The 24060-nt window shown below is 37.1% G+C and carries 12 protein-coding genes; all 12 read right to left on the reverse strand.

The features are described 5' to 3' along the window. Positions 1 to 186: 186 nt before the first annotated feature. Positions 187 to 1755 (reverse strand): MGH1-like glycoside hydrolase domain-containing protein, encoded by a 1569-nt coding sequence (locus E0W73_RS11065; RefSeq protein ID WP_135222139.1) that lies wholly within the window; start codon positions 1753 to 1755, stop codon positions 187 to 189. A gap of 486 nt (positions 1756 to 2241) precedes the next feature. After that, on the reverse strand, positions 2242 to 4692 hold the full coding sequence (locus tag E0W73_RS11070) for a glycoside hydrolase family 95 protein (RefSeq protein WP_135222140.1): 2451 nt from the start codon (positions 4690 to 4692) through the stop codon (positions 2242 to 2244). A 260-nt stretch (positions 4693 to 4952) separates the two neighbouring features. Next, a complete protein-coding gene (locus E0W73_RS11075; protein WP_135222141.1) occupies positions 4953 to 6371 on the reverse strand; it encodes an acetylxylan esterase in 1419 nt (472 codons plus the stop codon). A 254-nt stretch (positions 6372 to 6625) separates the two neighbouring features. After that, positions 6626 to 9439 carry a glycoside hydrolase family 78 protein gene (locus tag E0W73_RS11080; protein ID WP_135222142.1) on the reverse strand — a complete coding sequence of 938 codons (2814 nt, stop codon included), beginning with the start codon at positions 9437 to 9439 and terminating at the stop codon, positions 6626 to 6628. Positions 9440 to 9673: 234 nt separating this feature from the next. After that, positions 9674 to 11539, reverse strand: coding sequence for a sialidase/neuraminidase family protein (locus tag E0W73_RS11085; protein WP_135222143.1), 1866 nt, complete (start codon positions 11537 to 11539; stop codon positions 9674 to 9676). A 215-nt stretch (positions 11540 to 11754) separates the two neighbouring features. After that, positions 11755 to 12672: a glycoside hydrolase family 43 protein gene (locus tag E0W73_RS11090; RefSeq protein WP_135222144.1), complete on the reverse strand. Its 918-nt coding sequence runs from the start codon at positions 12670 to 12672 to the stop codon at positions 11755 to 11757. 316 nt (positions 12673 to 12988) lie between these two features. Further along, entirely contained in the window at positions 12989 to 14554 is a 1566-nt protein-coding gene (locus E0W73_RS11095) for a glycoside hydrolase family 28 protein (RefSeq protein WP_135222145.1), read from the reverse strand. A gap of 170 nt (positions 14555 to 14724) precedes the next feature. After that, complete coding sequence (locus E0W73_RS11100) at positions 14725 to 16119, reverse strand: glycoside hydrolase family 140 protein (protein ID WP_135222146.1); 1395 nt, start codon at positions 16117 to 16119, stop codon at positions 14725 to 14727. Positions 16120 to 16309: 190 nt separating this feature from the next. Next, a complete protein-coding gene (locus E0W73_RS11105) occupies positions 16310 to 19462 on the reverse strand; it encodes a DUF6298 domain-containing protein (RefSeq protein ID WP_244248473.1) in 3153 nt (1050 codons plus the stop codon). Positions 19463 to 19725: 263 nt separating this feature from the next. After that, positions 19726 to 21432 carry a polysaccharide lyase gene (locus tag E0W73_RS11110; protein WP_135222147.1) on the reverse strand — a complete coding sequence of 569 codons (1707 nt, stop codon included), beginning with the start codon at positions 21430 to 21432 and terminating at the stop codon, positions 19726 to 19728. Between the two features lie 137 nt (positions 21433 to 21569). After that, the gene (locus tag E0W73_RS11115; protein WP_135222148.1) at positions 21570 to 22247 is read right to left on the reverse strand and encodes a DUF3826 domain-containing protein; all 678 of its coding nucleotides are present in this window, start codon (positions 22245 to 22247) and stop codon (positions 21570 to 21572) included. A gap of 69 nt (positions 22248 to 22316) precedes the next feature. Next, positions 22317 to 24029, reverse strand: coding sequence for a polysaccharide lyase (locus tag E0W73_RS11120; protein ID WP_135222149.1), 1713 nt, complete (start codon positions 24027 to 24029; stop codon positions 22317 to 22319). Between the last annotated feature and the right edge of the window lie 31 nt (positions 24030 to 24060).

Here is a 24060-nt window from a genome sequence, read left to right on the forward strand (position 1 = left end):
ACGAGAAATCACACTAGAAATTCCTCAAAGTAAATCGACAATCTTTTGCCGACCTGCTTGGGTGATCCCTCGTCCCCGAGATGACAAACTAAACTTTTAAATGAAAAAAAATCATTTTAATCTGCTTAAATCTGTTTAAATCTGCGTGAAACAATTCGACACAACAATTCGACACAACAATTACGTCTACTCGGAAATAACTCGCTCCAATTTCTCAGAAACTGCAATTTCCTTCCCGTTTTTAAAGATTCTAAATCCTTTTCCTTTTTTATATTTTTCTCCTGTTTTATCCCAAAGAATGGTAATAATATTTCCATGATACAAAACATTATCCAAACAAAACCAATCCCATTTTTCTTGCGGAATCAACGGATTTACTTCAATTTTTTCATCAGCTCTCGGGCGTAAACCAACCAAACCTGTAATCATTAAATCGTTGAAAGTCGAGTGATTGTAATAACGGCTTCTTTCTCTGTCGCCCATTAACCAATATCCTGTTGTTTCATCCAAATATTCGCCAATATAAGGTTTTCCTCTGTAATACTGCGATTGTACGTACAACTCCATTTGTTTGAAATAATCTGGTTTACCAACAAAATCCTGATTATAATTATTGAGGACATTCGCTAACGCGGTCAAAGTCTGCGAACTTGCAAATGGCCAAATCGCACCGTCCCATTCACAAGTTCCTGTTCCGTGAGTTCTGAATCTCGGACTTCTTCTTTCCGCTGTCGTTAAACCAAACGGAGCCGAAAATCCTTTTTCCTCCCTAATCTGTTCCCATGCTTTCTCAAAACCTTTGTTTTGCTCCGGCAGATTAAAATACCACGGAATAAATCCGATTGCTTCTCGAACCTGAGCCAAAGTGTCTTTTTCCGTAAAGGTCTCAAAAAATTCGCTTTTCTGATTCCACAATTTCGTTTCCACTAATTTTTGCAGAATATCAGCTTTTGCTTTGAATTTTGCCTCTGCTTCTTTATCGCCTCTCATAGCAGCCATTTTAGAAATCGCCATAGCGTTTCCATACATGTAACTATTAATCGTTGGTCTTGCATTTTGAACTTTTCGTCCGCCACTTAAAGATTCTTCCATTCCGTCTTTTACATCGTGCTGCCAAAACAAACCATCCTTACGCTGACGGTCTTTTTCCCAAACAGCATAATCTGTAACCATGTCTGGATACATATCCAATAAGAATTTTTCATCCTTATTGACCAAATAACGATTGTACAAGGCATCAGCTGTCCAACTACTGAATTTATACAATTTGTTCATTGGTTTACCATCGTTTCCTCTATACCAGATTTTCACATCTTGCTCAATGTATTTAGAATCATGAACCCATCTAAATTCGTTGATATGATGTCCTAAAGCACAAGCAATCAAATTGTATTTATCGGCGTATGAACGGTCTACCAAAAACTCAGTAATCCCGAAACCTAGCGGTGTTTTTTTGATGTGTTTTCGAGCCGTCCACCATCGATAATAATAAATCTCCTCAAAATTTTGCTGCGGACATTCAAACAGCGGAATATTCTTTTCCATCCAGGCCCACGCACTATCATTCGGAATCGCAAATTTTAAATTTTCATCTTCCATCGTATTGAAATAATCAACATAATGTTTGAAGTTTTTTTCTTTTAAAATAACCGATTTTCCTTTTTGAGAATGGTCTACACCAGATTTGCAGCTGCTGTTTATACATGCAATTACAACTGAAAATGCTATTATTTTATGTTTAAAATGTTGTAACATATTTTAATTATTATTTTAAATCTAATTCTTTGGGCGTGTTCGTCATAGCGAATCGTGCTGACCGTTCCCCGATTCTCGATGAAAAAACGGGAGAGCTCCACTTCCATCACTCACGCAAAAGACCTTCACGTTTTCAATCTCCTGCAAGGTTTTTGAAAACCTTGTAGGTCTATATTTCATTTTTTCAACACAATCTTGTCATTTCGACCGAAGGGAGAAATCCTCGCAAGTAGCTCCCGCATGCTTGAGCAACTTTGTAGAGTTTCTTGCGAAGATTTCTCGTTCCTCGAAATGACAAACTGTACGTAAACCTAACATATTTTAAAACCCTGTTAGGTTTAATCGCAGGAATATCAATATCATTTCAATTCTCGATTCACAATACAAACTAAACCTTCTAATTTATACCTACAAGGTTTTGAAAACCTTGCAGCAACGTCCAGAACTTTATATTTCTTATATCACTTATATGGTTTTAAAATATTTTTAATTCCCAGTAAAAGTATACGTCTGCCCCGCTTTCATATTAACATCGTAAATATTGTAAGTTGGCAATTGTACTTTAGGTAATTTTGCCTCATTAGAAACAATCGGTTTCTTCACTTCCACATCATAAAACAACGGATTTGAATTTTTCCCTTTTGCTTTTTTGATTGAAGAACCTTTTAACGTATTTTCCACTTTCAATCGGCAGTTTCCTCCAATTTTTGAGTAGATTTTCAGCTCCGAAACTTTATTGTTTTTCCAGGTCATATCTATTACAAAACCGCCTCTGGCAACTAACCCTTTTACGCTTCCATCTTTCCAAACAGCTGGTAAAGCAGGCAGTAAATGAATCGCATCTTCCTGGCTTTGCATCAGCATTTCGGCAAAACCAGCGGTGCATCCAAAGTTACCATCAATTTGGAAAGGCTGATGTGCATCTAACATATTCGGATACGTTCCGCCGCCTTTTCTTTGGTCGGCTGTAACCAAATGCAATTGGTCCTGAATTAATTTATAGGCATGATTTCCGTCTAACAATCTTGCCCATAAATTCACTTTCCATCCCATTGACCAGCCAGTAGATTCGTCTGTTCTGTAAATCAATGATTGTTTGGCAGCTTCAAACAATTCAGGTGTTTTGATTGGTGAAATTTGATTACTTGGATACAATCCGTACAAATGCGAAACGTGTCTGTGATTGTCTTTTGGATTATCCCAATCGTCTTGCCATTCTTGTAACTGACTGTGTTTTCCGACTTTCATCGGCGGCATTTTTGCCAAAGCCTCGCTCACTTTTTTCACATAAGATGCATCTGGCGAAACCAATGCAGAAGCTTCCATAACATGTGTAAACAAATCAAAAATCAACTGATTGTCCATTGTTGTTCCTGATGCGATTGTTGCTTTTCCTGTTCCTCCTGCGTGTGTGTTTTCAGGAGAACTTGATGGAACAACCACCAAATATTTTGTGTTCGGATCTATTACCATAAAATCTAAAAAGAAATCGGCGGCTCCTTTCATGATTGGATAAATTTCTGCTAAATATTTTTTATCACCTGTATATAAATATCTTTCCCATAAATCCTGACATACCCAAGCGCCACCCGTCGGCCACATTCCCGAAGCCGCTGAATCTACCGGAGCAGTTACACGCCAGATATCAGTGTTATGATGCAAAACCCATCCACTGGCATTGTACATTGTTTTTGCCGTTTCTGCACCTGTTATGGCCAACTCTTTTGCCATTTGCACAAAAGGTTCGTGCATTTCCTGCAAGTTGGTTACCTGTGCAGGCCAGTAATTCATTTCGGCATTGATGTTGGTCGTATATTTACTGTCCCAAGGCGGTGTTACCATATCGTTCCAAATTCCTTGCAAATTGGCTGGCTGTCCGCCTGGCTGTGAACTCGAAATTAAAAGATAACGTCCGAATTGGAAATATAAAGCAGCAAGCTGTGGATCAAACTGTTTCGAAAAATCTCGGATTCTTTCGTTTGTAGGCTTCTTAGTCAATTCATTCGAACCTAAATCTAAAGCAACTCTGTTGAAGAATTTTTGGTAATACTCAACGTGAGCTTTCTTTATGATCTCAAAATCTTTTGTTTCCGCTTTCGCTAGATAGTCTTTACTTTTCGCAATTTCGTCGCCCGAAATATCCTGATAGTTTTTGAAATTGGTTGCAATCGAAATGTACAAAATCACTTCGTCAGCTTTATTGATGCTTAAAACCCCATTGCTGGCATCTATTTGGCCTCCTTTGTTTTTAGCGCTTAATCGGCCCTGAAATTTTACTTTTCCTTTTACGCCTTCAAAGTTAGTTCCAACTCCCGAAAGTATAATCTGGTTTCCTTCTGTCGAAGCTACCGTCTTATCAATCGGACTGTTCATGAAAACATTACAAGTAATTTGTCCCGGCTGACTTGCAGAAAGTTTGACTACAATGACCTGGTCTGAAAATGCGGTTAGAATTTCTCTTGTAAATTCAACACCGTTTACTTTGTATTTTACTTTTGCCGTAGCGTTGCTGATGTCTAAATCTCGGTAATAATCGGTATATTTCTGATGTCCGTTGAACGAAATATAAACGCTTCCAAAAGTCTGATACGGCATTCCGTCATTGGTTTGCGACATGATATCTTTGGTAGCAAAATCCTGTGCTTCATCAAATTTTCCGTCAAAAATAAGCTGTCTTACTTTTGGCAAAGCCTCGATTGATTTTGTATGTGCATTGCTGTTTGGAGAACCAGCCCAAATCGTTTCTTCGTTCAATTGCAAACGCTCCACCGCTGGGTCGCCAAAAACCATTGCGCCTAAACGTCCGTTGCCCAAAGGCAAAGCTTCGTTCCAGATTGCTGCAGGTTTATCGTACCATAATTTTAGGTCGTTTTGAGCTGTTGCTGTTAAGGAAAAAATTCCAAAACAGATTGCCGTTATTTTAATTTTTAACTTCATAGTATATTTTTTTTTCGCCACGAATTACACGAATTGCACTAATTTCTTTTTTAATTTTTATTTTAATTTCTCTAATTTATTTTGCCACAGATTAAAGGATTTCCACTGATTAAAAATCTGCTAGATATGCAAAATCTGCGTGAAAAAAATTTACTCTCGCAGATTTTGCAGATTAAGCAGATAAAAAAATCCTTTTAATCTTTTTAATCTGTGGCAAAAAAATAATTCGTGCGAATTAGTGAAATTCGTGGCAAACCTAATTATTTCTTAACCTCGTAAATTTTCAGATTCTTTTCTCTGAACATTTCATATAATTTGTTGATGTCTTTCAAAGCATTTTTTGGGAGTTTTTCTCCTTTATCTCCAAAAACCAGCAACTTTTCTTTTGGTTCAATTACACAAGTCGACTCGTCGATTTCGCCTTTTTCGTTTTTCACTTTATTCAAATCTAAATTTAAATATTTCGCCATAAACGGATACAAAGCCATACGTTTTGAGATTCCGAAATCGTGTCCTTCCTTTGCAAAATGCGCATTTTCGACTAAATCTTTCTTTCCGTACAATTCGTAGGTTCTTTGGATAAAAGGAAACTCCAACTCAGGAACGGCCAATGTCCAATCTTTTCCGTCTGAAACAATTAATTGTGGTTTTGGCGCCATCATAGCTGAGATTTCGGCATTATTGGTTCCGTTTCCGCATAAGTGAATGCCGCGTCCGCTTTCGCATGGACAACCGCCTGAAAAGTGTGACGAAACCATTACAACTGGAGCCGAAACTTTCACTCTATCATCAATCGCAGATAAAAACATCGTATGCGACCCTCCGCCAGAACCTCCAGTTACACCAACTCTTGTCATATCGGCATTTTTTACAGTTGACAAATAATCCAAGAAACGAATTCCTGTTAGCAACTGAACTGTCGATGCAATACTGTTTCTGTGTGTTTCTTCTGGAAACTGCAATAACGATTCTCCCCACGCGAATAAATCGTAACCTACTACAATTGCGCCCATTTTGGCCATCATGGCACAACGGTACTGTTCATCTTTTCTGTATCTTCCGTCACCGAAATGCCCATCAGGTGTAATAATAACCGCTGCCTTTTTGTTTAACGGATACGGTTTGTAAATCGACCCCGTTGCATAAACACCTGGCAAGATTTCCAAAGCAATATTCTCTACACTATAATCTTTGTAAATTCTCTTTGGAGTTAAAAGTGGTTTAGACTTGGGCATTGGGGGTGCCTTTTCTAATCCAAATGATGCAATCATACAAGCTTTTAACTCCGTTTTGCGTTTCTCCCATTCTTCTTTGGTCGAATAAAGGCTTTCTAAGTAAAACAAGCGTTCTTTTCCTTTATCAACCGAAACTTTATGGTTTTCATACTTGCGTATGATGTAGGTTCCATCGGGTTGTTTAAAATACATCAATTCAAACGGCGCCAAGATATTAGTCAGCGAAAGCGGTAGATTTCCCGGTTCAATTCTCCAGTCGGCATAGTCGAGTTCTTTTCCTTTCAGCAAACCTCTGTCATCGTTGATGGTTACGTTAAAAACAGTCTCGATTTTTTTCAGTGTTTCTGATACTGGCTTTCTAAAATTCGTATCAGAAGTACTTTGCGCATTGGCAAATGTCAAAGCAAAAATGGAAACTAAGATGATGTATTTTATTTTTTTCATTTTGATATTGTTGTGTGTTGGGACGCTGATGACACGGATTCGCTATCGCGAAAACGCTGATTAAAACGGATTTTTTTATTATTTTTAATTGCCTCCTGCTTTAGCTGGAGGGAAATATTTTTGATTCCTAAAATTGGCTTTAGCCGAACTTAGTCATTTGGCTAAAGCCTTGTGACTTACTTTGTTTTCTTACACCTCCAGTTAAAACTGGAGGCAATTCAATTATTACGTTTTTAAAAAAAGAAAAATCCGTTTTAATCCGCGTCTTTATGAAGTAAATCCGTCCCATCCGCGTTATATATTGTGCATTCTATTGTATAAATTCCTGATCCTAATTCTAAAACAGGTTTTTGTGCTTTTTCGTTATAACCTGCTCTAACTCTTTTATTATCGATTTTTATTTCAGAATTTTTAGCAACAGGCAGTTTTAGCGTTGCTGTTGTATTCACCGGAATTTGAACGGTTAAAATAAACTTGCCTTCTTTCTTTTCCCATGAAGAAGCAATTTTTCCGTAAACCGATTGATAGTCCGCTTTCGCGAAAGTCATATCGCCAACCACTTCTGGCTGAATAAAGAAATGTTTGAAACCCGGTTTTTCAGGATCCGATTTGATTCCCGCTAAACTTTGGTAAAACCATTCTTCGATCTGACCTAACATAAAGTGATTCCACGAATTTCCTTTTCTCGGATCCCATTGTTCGGTTAAAGTGGTCAAGCCAAATTTAATCTGAAAACCATAACCCGGCGCATCATAATGATTGTGCATTCTGTACATGGTTTCATTTTCGCCATTTTGTGCCAGAGTTTGGAATAAATAACGATTTCCAACATCTCCAGTCGTCAGTCGGTCGCCTTTTTCTTTGATGTCAGCTAAAAGATTCTGCATTACCGCATCTTTATACTGCGGTTCTACAATATCCATAAAAATCGGAACAGCATTGCTAAACTGGCTGTTTGTCCCGTATTGTTTGGTTGCTTCGTTAAAAAATTCTTTGTTGAAAGCTGTTTTAATCTCCGAAGCCAATGCATTGTATTTGTCAAAATCTTCGGTTTTTCCTAATAACTTTGCAGCTTTTGCCGTCAAATATGCTCCATAATAGTAATGAGAAGTCGCCGAAAGCGCAATCGGACTATTTTTAGAATATCCTGCAGCATGCGTTCCGTAATCGTACCAATCTCCTAATCCGTGAGAAACGATATGGTTTGTAGATTTTGTTTCTAAATAATCCACGTATTTTTTCATTATCGGAAAATATTTTTCTAATAATGAAGCGTCACCATAATATTCGTAATACATCCAAGGCAAGATTACACCTGTTACACCCCATTCTGGAGAATCGGTAAAATCACCACCGAATATTATATACTCTGGTACAATACTCGGAATCAAACCATTATCTCTTTGTGAATCTGAAATGTTCTGCATGGTTGCAGGAAGGAAAGTCTGCAGATTGTAATTGAACATCAATCCTGGACCATTCAACTGAATTTCTTCCAGCCAGCCTAACTTTTCACGTTGCGGACAATCGGTAAAAACGCTTTGGAAATTACTTTTTATCGAGTTATTTATCAGTTCGTGGGTTTTGTTGAAAATCTCATTCGAACAGGCAAAACTTCCCGCTTCTCCAGCCGAATTGTAAATGAAATTCGATTTCAAATCAACTAAAGTTGGAAACTCTTTGTTTTTATCTTCTTTGTAATTAATATTTTCAATCTGAACATACTGATAACCATAGAAACTGAATTTTGGCGTCCATTCTTCTGTTCCGTCTCCTTTTAAAGTGTAATCGTAATAATATGGTTTTCCAGACCTTCCCTGCGCGATTGTTCCTTCTTCATTTAATCCTTCAGCCACCCAAACACGAATCGATTGTCCTCTTTTTCCTTTTACTTTTATGGTTGGAAATCCCGAAAGATTCTGTCCCATATCAAAAACATAGAAATTAGGTTTCAGTTCTTTTACGGTTTTTACTTCGTATTGTTTCTGAATCGTAACCGGCGGAGCAGTCTGCGGTCTTAAAACTCCTTTTGGTGCTTCCTGAATCACTACTTTCTTCCAATCTCTATCTTTGAAATCCTTACGATTCCAGTCTTTTTGTTCCAAGTTGGCATTGTAATCTTCTCCCCCAAAAATACTGTTGTACGTAATCGGACTTTTGCTGTATTTCCAAGTTCCGTCTGATTTTACAATTTCTTCTGAACCGTCATTATATTTGATTTTCATTTTAAAGAATAAAGTCGGCGGGCCAAAACTCACGAAGAATTTGGTATATCTTTCGGCAAGCGTATTGTACATTCCGTTTCCTAACAAAATGCCAATTACGTTATCGCCTTTTTGAAAATCTTTTGCGCTTAATTCATAAACATTATAATTAACCGTTTTATCATAATCGGTCCAAAGTGGCGCAAATTGACTGTTGCCCACTTTTTTTCCGTTGATAGTTAATTCATAATGTCCTAAACCTGAAATGTAAACTACAGCTTCTTTAACTACTTTTTCAATTTCGAAAGGTTTGCGAAGCATGATACTTCTGCGTGCCAAAGAATCGGAAGCATTGATAAAGGACATCTTTTTTTCTCTGTTGAAAGTTGCTGTGTGATACGTTCTTCCTTCTGGCAAATGACTGTCGGCTTTGGTAATCGCACCAATCCAAACCGGATTTAAATCTGATTCTAACGGAGCGGTCCTAAAAAAGGCATTCTTACTCCATTTTGAAACTTTTCCTGACTGATTCCATACTTTTACTTTCCAGAAATATTTGGTTTCGTTTTTTAACGGTTTTCCATTATAAACAATATGCAGGTTTTTATCGGTATTAACTCTTCCTGAATTCCAAATATCTCCATCATCATTATTTAGTTTTTCTTCTGATGAAGCTACTAAAATCAAATAAGCAACTTGTGAGGCATCAGATTCTTTTGAAACCAATTTCCAACTCAATCTCGGTTGATTCTGAACTACGGCTAATGGATTTTCAGCCATTTCTGTTGTTAAACGTACAGGCAAAATTTGTCCATTAGAAATAAATGTGACTAAAAGAAATAGTATAATTTTAAAATGCTTCATTTCTTATTGTTGAGATTAGTACACGAATGACACGGATTTACTTCGTAAAGACGCGGATAAAAACGTTTTTTTTCTTTCTAAAAATATAAAATCCGTGTTAATCCGCGTCTTCGCGGTAGCAAATCAGTTCCATCCGCGTTCTTTTTTTCGCCACGAATTACACTAATTTCTCGAATTTCTTTCTAAGTCAAATAAAAAAATTCGTGCAAATTCGTGCAATTCGTGGCAAGCTAATTATAATTTTTTTGTTACCAAAGATTCGATATTGAATACTGCTTCTGGGATTAATTTTCCGGTTTGAGGCAGGTCGTCGTAATCGTCTGTGTCTGGCGCTGTGTCCGGATTTGGCGTGTGTCTCTGCTCTCCTGTGCGGAACATAATTCGCTCAAAACCATCTGTTGGCGCATAGAATATTTTGGTTGATTCTTTTTCGTCGTTTACTTTTACGGTGTACTGACGGTTTTTAGCATCTAATTTTACCACTACTTTATACGTTTTATTGGCTTCGTATTTAGCAATTGTATTAAAACGTGCTCCCGTTTTTACTTTCAATTGTCCGTCGCTGTCAAAAACCAATCTTACTGAAGGCAACCCTTGTTTATTTTGAAATTCAACCTGCAATAAACCGTGATTGTTTTGTTCTGGTTTTACTGTAAAAATCGCTTCCATTTTTGAGGCGAAAGGAATCACTCTTTCAGCACGAGAATAATCAAAATAATCCTGATCTCTTAATGTCAGCCATTTTTTACCATCGGCTTTCTTTTCGATTTTGGTTGATGCCCATGATAAATCATACGTATTCCATAATTTTAATTCTTGTCCGTCGGGAAGAGTATTAAAAACATCATTTACATTTTCTGTAACCACCGAAGTAACGGGAACCGAAATCGATGCGACCCAAATATCTTCTTTATTTACGCTATATCCCACCCAAATTTTTCCGTCTGGCGGAGTTCCGTTTTTCTCCGTAATTCCGCGAACGTATTGCGGCCCTGCAGATTTGTAGTTTCCGCCGTAACGCATCGGACTTACTTCTCCATGAACCAATAATAAATCTTTATAATTCAGTCCGTCATCACTTGTTGAAATCGCCAAAGGCCAACGGTATTCTGACGGATTGTAAAGTGTTGCATAACGATTATCTGATGTTTTTTGTCCCCAGATTTTAGCATTGCTGTTTACGAATCCCGGCGCACGTAATGGCATATAATCCCAAGATTTTCCACCGTCTCTGCTGATGGATGTTAAAGCATGCTTCCATAAACCAACTACATTTCCGTTTGGCAAATGGTAATAACTGAAGGCTTTGTATGGTTTCTGCAACGGAATCAATTCATCATCACGATCGGCTTCTTCCACCCATTGCTGTAAAACTAAAGGTTCTGATAAAATTTCTTCGCAAGCTTTTTTCAAACCTTTGTCTTTTGATGCGGTATAAAATGGGAATTTCGATTTCGATTTATCCCATGTTTTATTGTATCTGATGAAATAAATTTCGCCAAAACTTCCGTCTTTCTTGATTTCACGAATGACACGTCCAATTCCTTTTCCGTCGTTTGGATCATCTTTTTCATCCATTGCGATTCCGTAATACGCTAAAGCAAAAAGTCGGTTGTCTTTTGAGGTATAAAAACCCATTCTCTGGTGCATAATCGCATCGAGATTTTTGGCAACACCTTCAACACCTTCTTTTTTCCATCCGTCAGGGATGCGATAAATTGGGAAAATCACTTCTGGTTTTGTCCATTTTACGCCGTCTTTAGAAGTCATTAATAAAGTCTGGCTTGGCGGAATATGCTCTCCAGAAGGGTCACTTAAATAATGCAGATAAAAAGTATTATTCCAATACGCCATCATCGGCTGGTGATTGTACGTCCATCCAAAACCATCTGCTTTTTCCGGGTGTTCACGGCTAGCGCGCATGATTTGTGTGGCGTGAACTCCAACTGCTGGACTCAACTGTCCGTGATGGTAATCGATGTTTGAAAGTGTTTTGCCAACATAACGCACCGTGTCGTTCTGTGCATTTACAGCGGTACAAGCCAAAATAATTGTGGCAGTTGTGATGATGTTGTTTTTTATGTTTTGGAAAGCAATCATTTTATTATTTTTTTGTTTCACGCAGATTAGGCAAATTTTAGCTGATTTATGCAGATTTTTTTATTTCCTTTTTAAAATAAAATCTGCTTAATCTGCTTAAATCATTTTAAATCTGCGTGAAATTTTTCTAACCATTTCTTTTATCTGCCTGATCTGCTAAATCTTCGGGAGAAAAAAAAATACTCTCGCAGATTTGGCAGATTTTAGCTGATTTTTTATTTTCTATCAATTAATCCCTTTAAAACGTCTGAAGAGATTGTTGTAATCGTTCCGTGTTTGTGTCCTTCAGGAAGGCTTATTTTGGATGATACATCTTCAAAATGAACAAAATCTGTTGTGCTTAACGCTTTATAATTTTTCGAACCGTAATTATCATAATACAACAGCCAGTTTTTACCGACTTTTACTACTGTTGGACCTTCCGATAAATACTCAGTTAAAGGTTCTGAACTTTTTTGAAACGGACCCAAAGGCGATTTTCCGAAAGCTACTTTTATATTTCGCATGGGTCTTGTATTGTCTTTTAAAACCAAAACATAATCTTTCTTTCCTTTTTTGACAATCACACAATCAATTACGCTGAAACCTGGATCGTAATATAATTTTGTATCAGAAAACGTTTTGAAATCTTTTGTTGTTACATAATACATTCTGTGATTGTTTTTCTCCTCTTCAACACCTTTTGGAAATCGGAACGGGATTGTCGATGCCCAGATAATTATGTATTCTTTTTTTACATCATCATAAAAAATCTCCGGTGCCCAAACGTTTACCACTTCTGGTTCGTTTTTCATGACTGGAATATATTGTTGCTCTGACCAATGAATTAAATCTTTTGAACTTGCGTAGCCAAAACCGTTTCCGCCTTTCCAGTCGGTTGTCCAAACCATGTGATAGGTTCCGTCTGCTCCTCTTGTTATTGACGGGTCACGCATGATTTTACTCGCTCCGATTTCGGGTTTTAAAAATGATCCTTGTAATCCTTTCCAATTGTAACCGTCTTCACTGTATGCCAAATATAAACCTTCTGTTGCGGGTTCTCTAAACGACGTAAAAAGATATAAATCTTTCTTTTTCTGCGAATAACTCACAGCAAAAAGCGAAAGGGTTAGTATGATGAATATTTTTTTCATGTCTTTTTCTGTTCTCCTGCAAGGTTTTCAAAACCTTGTAGGTATTTCTATATTTTTAACTAAACCTACAAGGTTTCGGAAACCTTGCAGCATTACAAACTAAATCTTTCTCTTTAGCCCCGATTACTTCACTACACTTTTATTTTCACCAGAGTTCAGTGAACTTCGTTTGCAGTGGAAATCCTTTTGTGCCGGGGTTCGGCGCAAAAGATTGTAACGGAAAGCGGGAAGATGTTTTCTAAAATGCCTATTGTTTCTGCTTCTAATTATTAATACCTAACAGGTTTTAAAAACCTGGTAGGATACGTCTAACTAATTATTCTACAATTGCTTTTTTATCTAAATCTTTTCCTTTTTTGATTGCTGTTGTTACATTGTTGAACACATTGTTTTTCAGGAAAATATTTTTGGTGTCTTTTCCATCAGCTTCGATAAAAATGTCGGTTGAGTTGAATGGAAAATTATTGTTGATTAATGCATTCGAAACATTATCTAATTTGATAACCGGTACGCCTTTTATTGCTGTTGAAGAACCGACGTTGTCTAAAATCACATTTTTTGAATCGGATATTTTGAAAGACGAACCTACCGTTGCGTTTACTTTTACATCGTGAAATTCAACATCTGTCGCTGTACTTACTGTAAAACCTTCTTTTCCATCAATGTTGATGTTAGAAAAAGTGATATTTTGAATCGGCATTTCTGTAATTCCTAAAATCTGCCCCGCTTTATTTACGTTTGAAGCGGTGATATTGCTCATGTGAATATTTCTGAAAATCGGGGTTTTCTCGGTTACAGGCTCGACTTTTGTTCCTTTATCGTAAAAAAGACTTAAAACGAAAGCTTCTTCTTTGATGTTTTTCATGACGATATTATCGACACGGATATCTTCTACAACGCCGCCTCTACCGCGAGCCGATTTGATTCTGATTCCTCTGTCTGTTCCGTCGAAAACACAGTTGGAAATAGTGATTTTTTTGATGCCACCTGACATTTCGCTTCCAATAACCACTCCGCCGTGACCACTCAACATGGTGCAGTTGGTGATGGTTACATTTTCTGTGGCTTTTCCATATGTACGTCCGTCTCCGTCTCTTCCAGATTTGATTGTGATACAATCGTCTCCAACACTGATATGGCAGTTTGAAATGTGAACATTGGTACAAGAAGAAGGATTGATTCCGTCTGTATTGGGTGAATGCGGATTGAAAATTGAAATTCCAGTAACGGTTACATTATCACAAAATTCTGGATTGATTGTCCAGAAAGGCGAATTTTTGAACGTAACACCTTCAATCAAAATGTTTTTGCAATTGTAAGCTTGAAAGAAAGAAGGTCTGAAGAATTTCTTGTCGACTGTTCTTTTGTAATACGGTTCGGTGTAAAGACCTTTGTTTTGCTCTTCCCACATGGTTTGGTATTTGGTTGGAGGAAGAGGTTCTTTGGCTGTTTCGATTCGGTATACCTCATTCCACCACGCTTTTCCTTGTCCGTCGATTACGCCTCTTCCTGTAATGGTGATGTTTTCTACATCTTTAGCGTAAAATAAGGGCTGGAAACTTTTCATTACGATTCCTTCGTAACGCATTTCTACATAAGGAAGAAAATCATCGAAATTCTCTGAGAACTTCAAAAGCGCTCCTGAATCTAAATGAATGTTGATGTTGCTTTTCAGTGTTAACGCTCCGGTTAAGTATTCTCCAGCCGGGAAATAGATGGTTCCTCCGCCATTTTTAGATGCTTTTTCGATTGCATTCTGAATGGCTTGAGTGCATTTTTGGCCTTTGTTGTTTCCGCCTTCTTTTAGGATGTTGTACCAGCCGTCGTTTGCGAATGCTGTTAAACTGGTGATGAAGCAGAGTATAATTAGTATGTTTTTCATAGTTATTTTGTTTTTTTTGGTCTCACGCAGATTTTGCTGATTGTGCAGATTTTTTTTCTGCCACAGATTTCACAGATTAAAAGGATATTTTATCTGCTTTATCTGCCAAATCTGCGAGAGTTTTATTATTCGCATTTTTTTGTCATTGCAGAAATGACAAAACTGTGTGGTTACTTTGACTTCAAAATCAAAACCCAGTCATTGCCGTCTTCTTGTTTTCCTTCTGGTTGAAAATTTCGAGTTCCTTCTTTGTTATCAAATATTCCGATTTTTGTTTTCTTGCCGTTTCTTGGATTGTACCAAGTTGCTTCGAATTTGTCACCAGCTATTTTTCCTAGTTTTACTTCAATTATTCTTCCGTTGTAGGTGTATAACAAAGCGTATTTTTCTCCTCTTATGGCCGGAATATAATCGTATTTTTCTCCTTGGTTAACCACTAAAGAAACATCTGGAGTTCCTTCTAAAAATGGAAATTCTTCCATTAATTTCTTGATGTAAACCATTTGTTTAGCACCGGGCGCATTGATGGCTGACGTCCATAATTCTTTGTTTCCGTATGCTGGTTTATCGCCTTTTCTGAACATTTGCATTACGGCATTGTGTCCATACGTGTAACCTGCTCCGCCTGATAAAACCGACCAATATCCGTAACGGCGAACATCGCTTGCGGTCCATTTTGGCTGTAAAGTGTCGTGCAAACCGTGTGGAATTCCTTCGTAAGATGGTTCTCCGTCAAGTGTAGGTTTTGTTGGTTTTAATTCAAAATCTCTTAGAACGAATTTATAGTTGTCTTCTTTGAAATTCGTTTTTATCGAATCCTGGTCGTATCTTCTGTGTCCTGACTGGAACATATTGAAATCCAACCATTTTGCATTGTGAAAGTTTTCTGAAGAATCGGTTCTTCCAAACGGGTGAAAAGTCACTAATTGGTTTGGATTATTAGTTTTTAAAGTATTTCCGATAGCATTCCAGATGTCCTGAAATTCGTTTCCGTGTGTGTCTCCACCGTTTAACCAGATTACATTGGTTCTGTTTTTATATCTTTTAGCCAAGAAATCAGCATAAACTATTGCTTGTTCTTTGCTAACTTTATTTCCTTTTGAAACGTTGGTTCCCCAAACTGGTACCATGGCAACGTAAATTCCATTTTTCTGAGCTACGTCTAAAGTAAAATCTACGTGGTCCCAGTAATCATACTGTTTTGGGTCTTTGAAATCATTTCCTGCCGTAAGCAAAGGTTTCGAAACGTCTTCGTTGATTAATGCAGAAGCGCCATACACGTTTACAGCATTGATGTTATGCAAAACCATAACCTGAACAACATTGAATCCTTTTTCTTTTCTGTCTTTGAAATATTTCTCAATTCCGGCTCTATCCAGTTTACCGAATGCCAGCCAGCCTGTGTCGCCCAGCCAGAAAAATGGTTTTTCATTTTCGGTCACAAAATAATGCTGATTTTTAGATACTTTGATTTGAGGCAAATTTTTAGATTGCGAAAATCCGCTTTGTGAGGTAAACACAAAGCTTATACAAAGGGCGCATAAAGATTTAATTTTCAGATTCATTTTGTTTTGTTTTGAATTTATGTTTTTTGGGTATGGTTGCCACGAATTACACAAATTTTCACAAATTTTTATTCTACTTGTATTTTTAAATCTGCTTAAGATATTTACTCTCGCAGATTTTGCAGATTGAGCAGATTTAATTTAAAATTAAATTCGTGCAAATTCGTGTAATTCGTGGCAAACCCATCTTTTACTTTTTCACTACAAAAAGCACTTTTTCTTTTATTTCAGCTTGAGGGATTATCACTTGTTTTCCTCCGCTAATGTTTGCTTTTTTCGTTATATTTCCTGTTGAAGCATTGATTGCAAATACTTCAAATGTTCCTTTTTCATTTGATAAATCTATCGTGATATCTTGGTCGTTTTTCAAATAGAAAAGATAGCTTTTTCCTTTATTTTCCAGTTTCCAAAGATTGTCTGAAAACGTATTTCCGTCAACTAATTTCATTTCGCTTAAAGCGGCATAAAACTGAGGCAATTCAATTTTCGGAATGTTTGCCAATGAGGCTCCTGCCATCAAAGCCGGCCAACCGAATCTTGAAGAACCGTCTGTTGAATATAAAATCACTTTTTCAGGATATTTTTCTCTGTATTCACGAACGGCGCGATATACCTGATTGTCGGTCTCTTTTCCAGTTTTTAATTTCCTGGCGTGCTGTCTTGGGGCTAAATTTACGCCTCCCTGTGGTGCATAAGCAGAACCGTCTTCTTTGTAATACCAATAACGAATATCGATTACATCAACTGTTTTTACTCTTTTAGTATCATTTAAAATAGCATCCTGAACGTCTTTGGTTGCACTTAAACCAATTAAGCCCTTTTTACCTGTTTCGTCTTTCCATTTTTGGGCTTGGTCCAACCAAAATTCCATGAAATGAAGCGGACCTGTGTATTCGGCACTTGTCAGCTGAATTACGTTGCTGTTTTCCTGAAAATTCTCAAATGATTTTCTGATGAAACCTTCGTGTAATTTTCTTCTTTGCGCATTCGTTATATCATAAAACTGCTCTGCCATGAAAATACGTTTGTCTCCTGCATAAGGCGGTGGCTCAGGAAATCCTGTACTGTTGATATTATTTGCTGAACGCCAAGGTGAACTTGCCCAATGCGCTCCTGCTTCTAAAATATTGTGCTGAAAATATTGCTGATTGATTAACAATTGTCCATTTGGTTCTGCCAATGTTGCGAACTGCGCTAAACGGTTCCAATACCAATCGTTGAATTTTGTCAAATCATATTTGCTCAAATGGTCCCAGGCAAAATCTTTTCCGCTTCTTGCAAAAGGCTGTTCGTAAAACGGAGGCCAAACATCGTCATCGACTCTACGAACACGTTCGTGGTCGTCCATTCTGCGGTCGTACCATAATCCGTAATTATGCTCTAAAGCCACGATATTATTTTTAGTCAAATAATCTACCGTTTCCTGAACTTTATCTGTTAGTCCGTTTCCTGTTCTTCCTGGAACGAAACGTGTAATATGCGGTGTTGATTTGTTTACGAAATCATCGGTCAAATCGCCTCTCCACCAAGCTACATTCGTTTCTTTACCTGCAATTACTTTTCCTTCAAAAGTCAGCCAGCCATTTTCTGTGGTTACTTTTGAAGTCGATTTTTCAGTTTTATTTGCAGCGACTTTTAAATCATTTGCGTTTTTTAAACCTTTGCTGTCTGTGTTTATCGGATTTGCTTTTGAAGCTTCTGCAATCCATTCCTGTAAACTTTTTGCTGTTGTTGCAGAATTTTTAGTCAGTTCCTGTGCTACTTCAATTGTTGGACTTGATGAAGGCTCAGAACCTAAATCGTAAATAAAAGGCTGAACCGGAAGTTTTCCTAATCTGGCTTCTAACTGCGCATAGAATAAACTTCTTGGACTGATATGTTCGTTTACGTTTTTCCAATGTCCGTTTCCTCCAAATTGTCCCCAAACTCCAAAAGCCCAGTTTTGCGCTGTTGGCGGACTATAACATTCTACTTTTGATGCCGAAGATTCCCAGATTACAGAATTTGCTGCTGTCCATCCTGCGCCTCTTCCGCCTTGTTCTCTATTATTGTAGCTTAATGCTTTTCCGTCGATATTGGCAATATCAAATAAAACTCCGGTTGCCCAGCTTCCGATTGCGCCGCTGTTTTCAAATGGTAAATGTGATTCGCACTGAACAAACGCATTTGGACCCGTTGTTCCGAATCCGCCTACAGCGAAATCATGATATCCAAATTCTGAATAACAACGTTGAAAAAGTGTTTGCTGACCTTCTGTATAAAAAGTATGTCTTCTAAATGAAGCGATTTCTGAAATTGGTTCAGTTGCAATACAATCTTCAACAGTTACTTGCTGACTTGTTTTTAAGATCGTAACCGCTCCGCCTGCAAAATGTTTAAAATTAACCTGTTTTACCCAGGCATTTCTTGTGTTTTCAATACTTATTGCTTGCCAACGGTGTTCTTCATCTTTTAAGTTTGAAGGATTGTAAGTTGATTTTAATAAGATATTTTCAATTCCGATATGTTCAATTCTTCCCGCCCATGAATAAACCGTTAATTTTGAAGTGCCAAAAACATCATCCAAAGACATTGTAATTGGAGCGTTTACGGTTACTTCGTTTCCGTTTATTTTGGTTACAACACGATTCCATGTTGTCGTCCAATCTCCTTTTTTCCATCCAATCCAAGAAGTTTCTCCACCGAAATCCTGCATGTTTACTTCTTTAATGAAATTATCCGTTAAAGGTTTGGTGATTTCGATTTCGTCTCCAACTTTTAATTTTGAAGTATTTTTTAATTGGATTTTCTGAGTTCCAAGTGGCGTATAAGCATTCGCAAATTCAAATGAATCTTTGTACACTTTATCATTCTCACCCAAAATTCTAATTAAAGCTTCTCTTTCCAATCCGGTTCCTAAAAGTACGGTTCCGTTTTCGGTATTGCCGCTTCCTCTTAAGACAACTCCAGATTTTCTGATGTATAATGTTCCACTGATTTTGAAAATTCCTCTATCCAACAAAACAGCTCCACGAAAACCTGATTTATCTGGTTTTAGAGAACTTACATAATCAATTGCGTTTTGGATTTTCTGCGTTGCATCTTCTTCTTGTTGGGAAACAAAAATCTTGTTTTCCAGATTCGGAATTGCAACTTCTGAGTTTTTATATCCTGCAAAAGAAAAATCTGGAATTTGGTTTCCTTGATTGTCTTTTGTAAAAGAAAGTTTGCCTTCTTTGGTTTTTATGATATCTGGGAAATTGTTTTGGGCTGTGATGTTTAGACTTAAAAGTAACATCAAACTAGACAAAACAATTTTATCTTTTTGAAGGGAGATTCTATTTTTTAAATGGGTAAAATTCACCTTATTATTTTTTTAGACTTTAAAATTAAACCATATAAGTAATATAAGCTCATATAATTTTTAAGATTGTCTTTTTCCGCAATATTGTCATTTCGACGAAGGAGAAATCGCATTAGAAATTCTACTCTGAAAATCGCCAATCTTTGTCGAGTTTCGCGTGTGATTTCTCCTTCGTCGAAATGACAAACTATGATGGATATTGTATGTGTATTTAAAACCTGACAGGTTTTAAAGCCTGTCAGGTTTGCGTCGAAAATACTTAACTATTGCAATAATGATTTTAACTTAGCCAAAGTATCCGTATTATTTTCAATTTTAGTCCAATCAACTTTACTATTTGGGTCGATATTATTAAAATACTTTTCAATATTAGTATAACCGTCTCCGTTCAAATCTTTATTGGCATCTGAAGCATCGTTCGGATTTAGACCATATTTCTTTTCCCAAGCATCTGGAATTCCGTCGTTATCCGAATCTTTATACGCTTTCCCTTTGTAAGTCGGATATCCTCCAACTTGGTCTGGATGCGTTATGATTCCTTTTTTATAAGAATCTGCTGGTAATCTTCTTTTGATAAATTCTTTTCCGATTGAATTTTCTAAACCGTCTTTTACTTCAATTTTTCCTGTACGAACTTGTTTGATAACACGTTCATCTACAGCATCTCTTTTCGGAATTGTGGCTCCAACATTGGCTAAAACAAATTCGTAAGCTTCTTCTGCCCCCATAATTTTGAATTGAGGCATTGAGAAAGGTTTTGGTTGTTTGATTGCTGCTAAAAATGCTGCCGTTTCAGCTTCTGGAAGATTTTCCAACTGTACACCACCATTCCAGTTATCTGCTGTAACTTCAGGCGAACCCACGATGAAGTTTCCTGAAACATACGCTCTTCCATATTGTTTTGGCTCAATATAACCCGATTCAGGTTTTACGATTCTATGAGAAATTGGCTCATTTACAGGTGTAATTGGCCCCGGTTTAAAATAATTATTGATGATGTTCAACATCGAACGATAATCACCTCCGTCAAGCGTACGATTCCACCAATTAAATACTACGTTATTCACAAAATTAAAGTCGCCATACATTCCGATAGAAGCATTTCTTGAAATGTTGTCTGCCCATAAATTGCGCATAAAAGTACTATTTAATCCGCCGATTGTACTTCCGAAAGCATGATTGTACGTATCTAAACCTTCTGATGAAATAGTGTTTTGAATCGTGATATTACAAGCTGGCAATTTTTCCAGTTTCGATTTTGCATTAGCTGCAAATTGATGTCTGTATAAAGAAATATTTTCGTCAAGTCCCCAGCTTACTGAACAGTGGTCAACGATTATATTTCCCATTGGATTTCCGCCCAATGCATCGTCTCTTCTGGTTACTTCGGTTGCTCCACGTCTGAAACGCATGTGTCTGATGATAACGTCATGTGTATCGATTTCTAAAGTTTCACCTGCAATACAGATTCCGTCACCAGGAGCTGTCTGTCCTGCAATGGTTACGTAAGGTGCACGCATGCTGATTCTTTTTTTCAGCTGAATGATTCCCGAAACATTAAAAACAATCGTTCTTGCTCCAACCGCTTCGCAAGCTTCACGGAAAGTTCCTTTTCCGCTGTCTTCTAAACTAGTAACCACAAATATTTTTCCTCCACGTCCGCCTTGTGTGTAGGCTCCTCCACCTTCAGCACCGGGAAAAGCAGGAATATTAGCAAAAACAAAATCTTTTGGATAAGAAGCCCAAGGCAAATATGGTTTTCCTTGTTTCGCTTCTTCTTTTATAATGTGATAATTTGCATTCCAGATTTCGCTCAATCTTTTTTCTTCATCAGCTAAAATAGCGTCTGCTTTTGCTTGAACATCTTTTGGAATTACAGGATATTGGGCATACGCCGATGACATAAGCGAACAAAATGACAAGGCTATTAATGTTCTCTTTAAATTGTGGTTTGGAAAAATATTTTGCATTAGTTTAGTTGTTAGTAGTTAGTGCCTAGTCCTTAGCTTTTTTGTGTTTGCCCCTGGTTTTTAGTAATTAGTACTTAATCATTTTAAGTCTAAAACAACTTATCTTTAAAGACTAATCACTAGGGACTAAGGACTATTTATTGGTCTGCTTTTTTAGCTTTCTCTCTTTGTTCTACTCGCTCGTGCCAGTCTTTACTTTCTTTGTTTAAGTCGTAACCTTGCTTTGATAAATAGTTGTTGATTCTTCCTTTATACTTGCCAAACCAGCCGTGTTTTTCTTTAGAAGTTCCACCATCCATTGCATGTTCCCTCGCCTCTACTAAAGCATTGTAAATGTATTCTTTCTGTTCTGCCGTTAAGTTTGGAAGCATATCGTTGTAACCTGCAACAGTAATTGGAAGTACACCGTAAGTCATTCCGTCTTTAACTTCAGTAATCTTGTCTTCAGATAATTCTTTACCTAGTTTTTTAAGGTAAGATTTATGCAATTTTGCAATAGATTTATCTGCTTTTGCTTTCAGTTTATCAATCTCTTCGTTTTGTTTTTCTTTAACTAAAGAAGTATCTTCTTTTACCTTTTTGATTGCAGCATCTCTTCCATCGTGAATTTCGCTTAAATCTCTAAACTGCTGTGCAATAATATTTGAAACCGCTTTTTCTTTCGCCTCGTTTTTCAAATCTAATTTGGTAACGATTTTTGCCGCTCTTTCGTTGGTAACTTTTACATATTCAGGATCTAAATGTTGTTGCGCATTTAAAGTTGAAAATGCAAAAACCAGCGATAATAAGCCTGCGTTTATTTTATTTAGTGCCATGATTTTTATTTTTTATATTTGAAAACATTCCTGTTTACTAAGAAACAAGAATGCCTTCAAAAATTATTCCTATTTTAAATCTAATAAAGGTCTAACTAATGTTTCTTTATTATTAGCCAAATCTTTCCAGTCTACTTTTATCGCAGGATTTACACCATTGATGTAATCTTCGATATTTGTATAACCGTCTCCATTTAAATCTCCTTGTGCATCAGATGGATCATTAGGGTTTAAACCGTATTTTTTCTCCCATGCATCCGGCATACCGTCTTTGTCTGTATCTAGGTAAGGTTTTCCTTTATACTCAGGATATCCTCCAACTTGAGAAATGTCTGTAATAATTCCTTTTTTATAAGAATCCATCGGTAAACGTCTATGTTCAAATTGGTAGAAAGTCTTTTTTTCTAGTCCTTTTGCATATTCCGGAACTCCCGTTTTTACTGTTCTTACGATTCTTTCATCCACTTTATCTCTGATTGGAAGAGTAGCTCCAACATTTTTAAGAACGAATTCATAAGATTCTTCAGCCGTCATGAATTTGTTGAACCATGGCATTGGGAAAGGCTTGTCGCTTTTCATTTTAGCAAAATATTCTTTTGCCTCATCGTAAGTCATTAATTCACCTTTTTTATTTTCTAATTGAATACCTCCGTCCCAGTTGTCTTTAGTCACTTTTTCGTTTCCATTAACAACGTTTCCGTTTACATACGCTCTACCAAAAACCATATAAGGTAATTTACTTCTTCCTGATTCTGGTTTTAAAATTCTATAGCTGATAGGTTGTGTCAAATCGGTTACAGGACCTGGTTTGTAGAAGTTGTTGATGATGTTGTAGTTAGCTGTATAATCTCCACCATCTGTAGATCTGTTGTACCAGTTGAAAACTACGTTGTTTACGAAGTTGAAAATTCCGTTCCAACCAATAGAAGGGTTTCTTCCTGCATTGTTAGCCCACATATTTCTCATAAAAGAGCAGTTTTCCCCACCAAGAGTACTTCCAAAAGCATGATTGTAAGTATCTAAAGCTTCTCCGAATAAACTGTTTTGAATTGTAATGTTTACTGTTCCGACTTTAATATCTGGATAACCCGGTCCCGGATTGTACATATGTCTGTAAATTGACATATTTTCGTCTAATCCCCAAGTTGCAGAAACGTGGTCAATCATAATATTTCCAACAGGATTTCCTCCAATAGCATCATCACGACGTCCTACGAAAGTTTCTCCACGACGGAAACGTACGTGTCTAATAATCACATCATGCGTGTCAATCCAAGTTGATTCTCCTGCAATACAAATACCATCACCAGGAGCTGTTTGTCCAGCAATTGTAATGTAAGGTGCACGAATAATCAACGGACTTTTCAATCTGATAATTCCGGCAACATTAAATACCACTATTCTCGCTCCTCCTTGCTCGCAAGCTTCACGCAAAGTTCCAGGTCCACGATCTTCTAGGCTTGTTACAGTATACACTTTTCCACCACGGCCTCCAAATGTGTACATTCCCCCACCTTCAGCACCAGGGAAAGCAGGAATTTCTGCCTGAGGTAAATCGGTTGGTCTGGCTGCCCACGGAATATATGGTTTTCCATGTTTTGCTTCTTCTTCAATTACAACTAAAGCTTTTGCCCAAGCCTCATCAGAAAGCCTTTGAGCTTCTTCTTTAATTGCCTTTTCTTGCGCCTGAACTTCTGGACTAATTTTTGGATACTGAGCAAAACATTTTGCACTTCCTAAAAAAAGCAGAGATGATGCGATAAATAATGCGGAATTTTTCATTTTAATACTAAACTGTTTGGTAATTCTTTTT

It is taken from the genome of Flavobacterium foetidum (assembly GCF_004634245.1).
Taxonomy (GTDB): Bacteria; Bacteroidota; Bacteroidia; order Flavobacteriales; family Flavobacteriaceae; genus Flavobacterium; species Flavobacterium foetidum.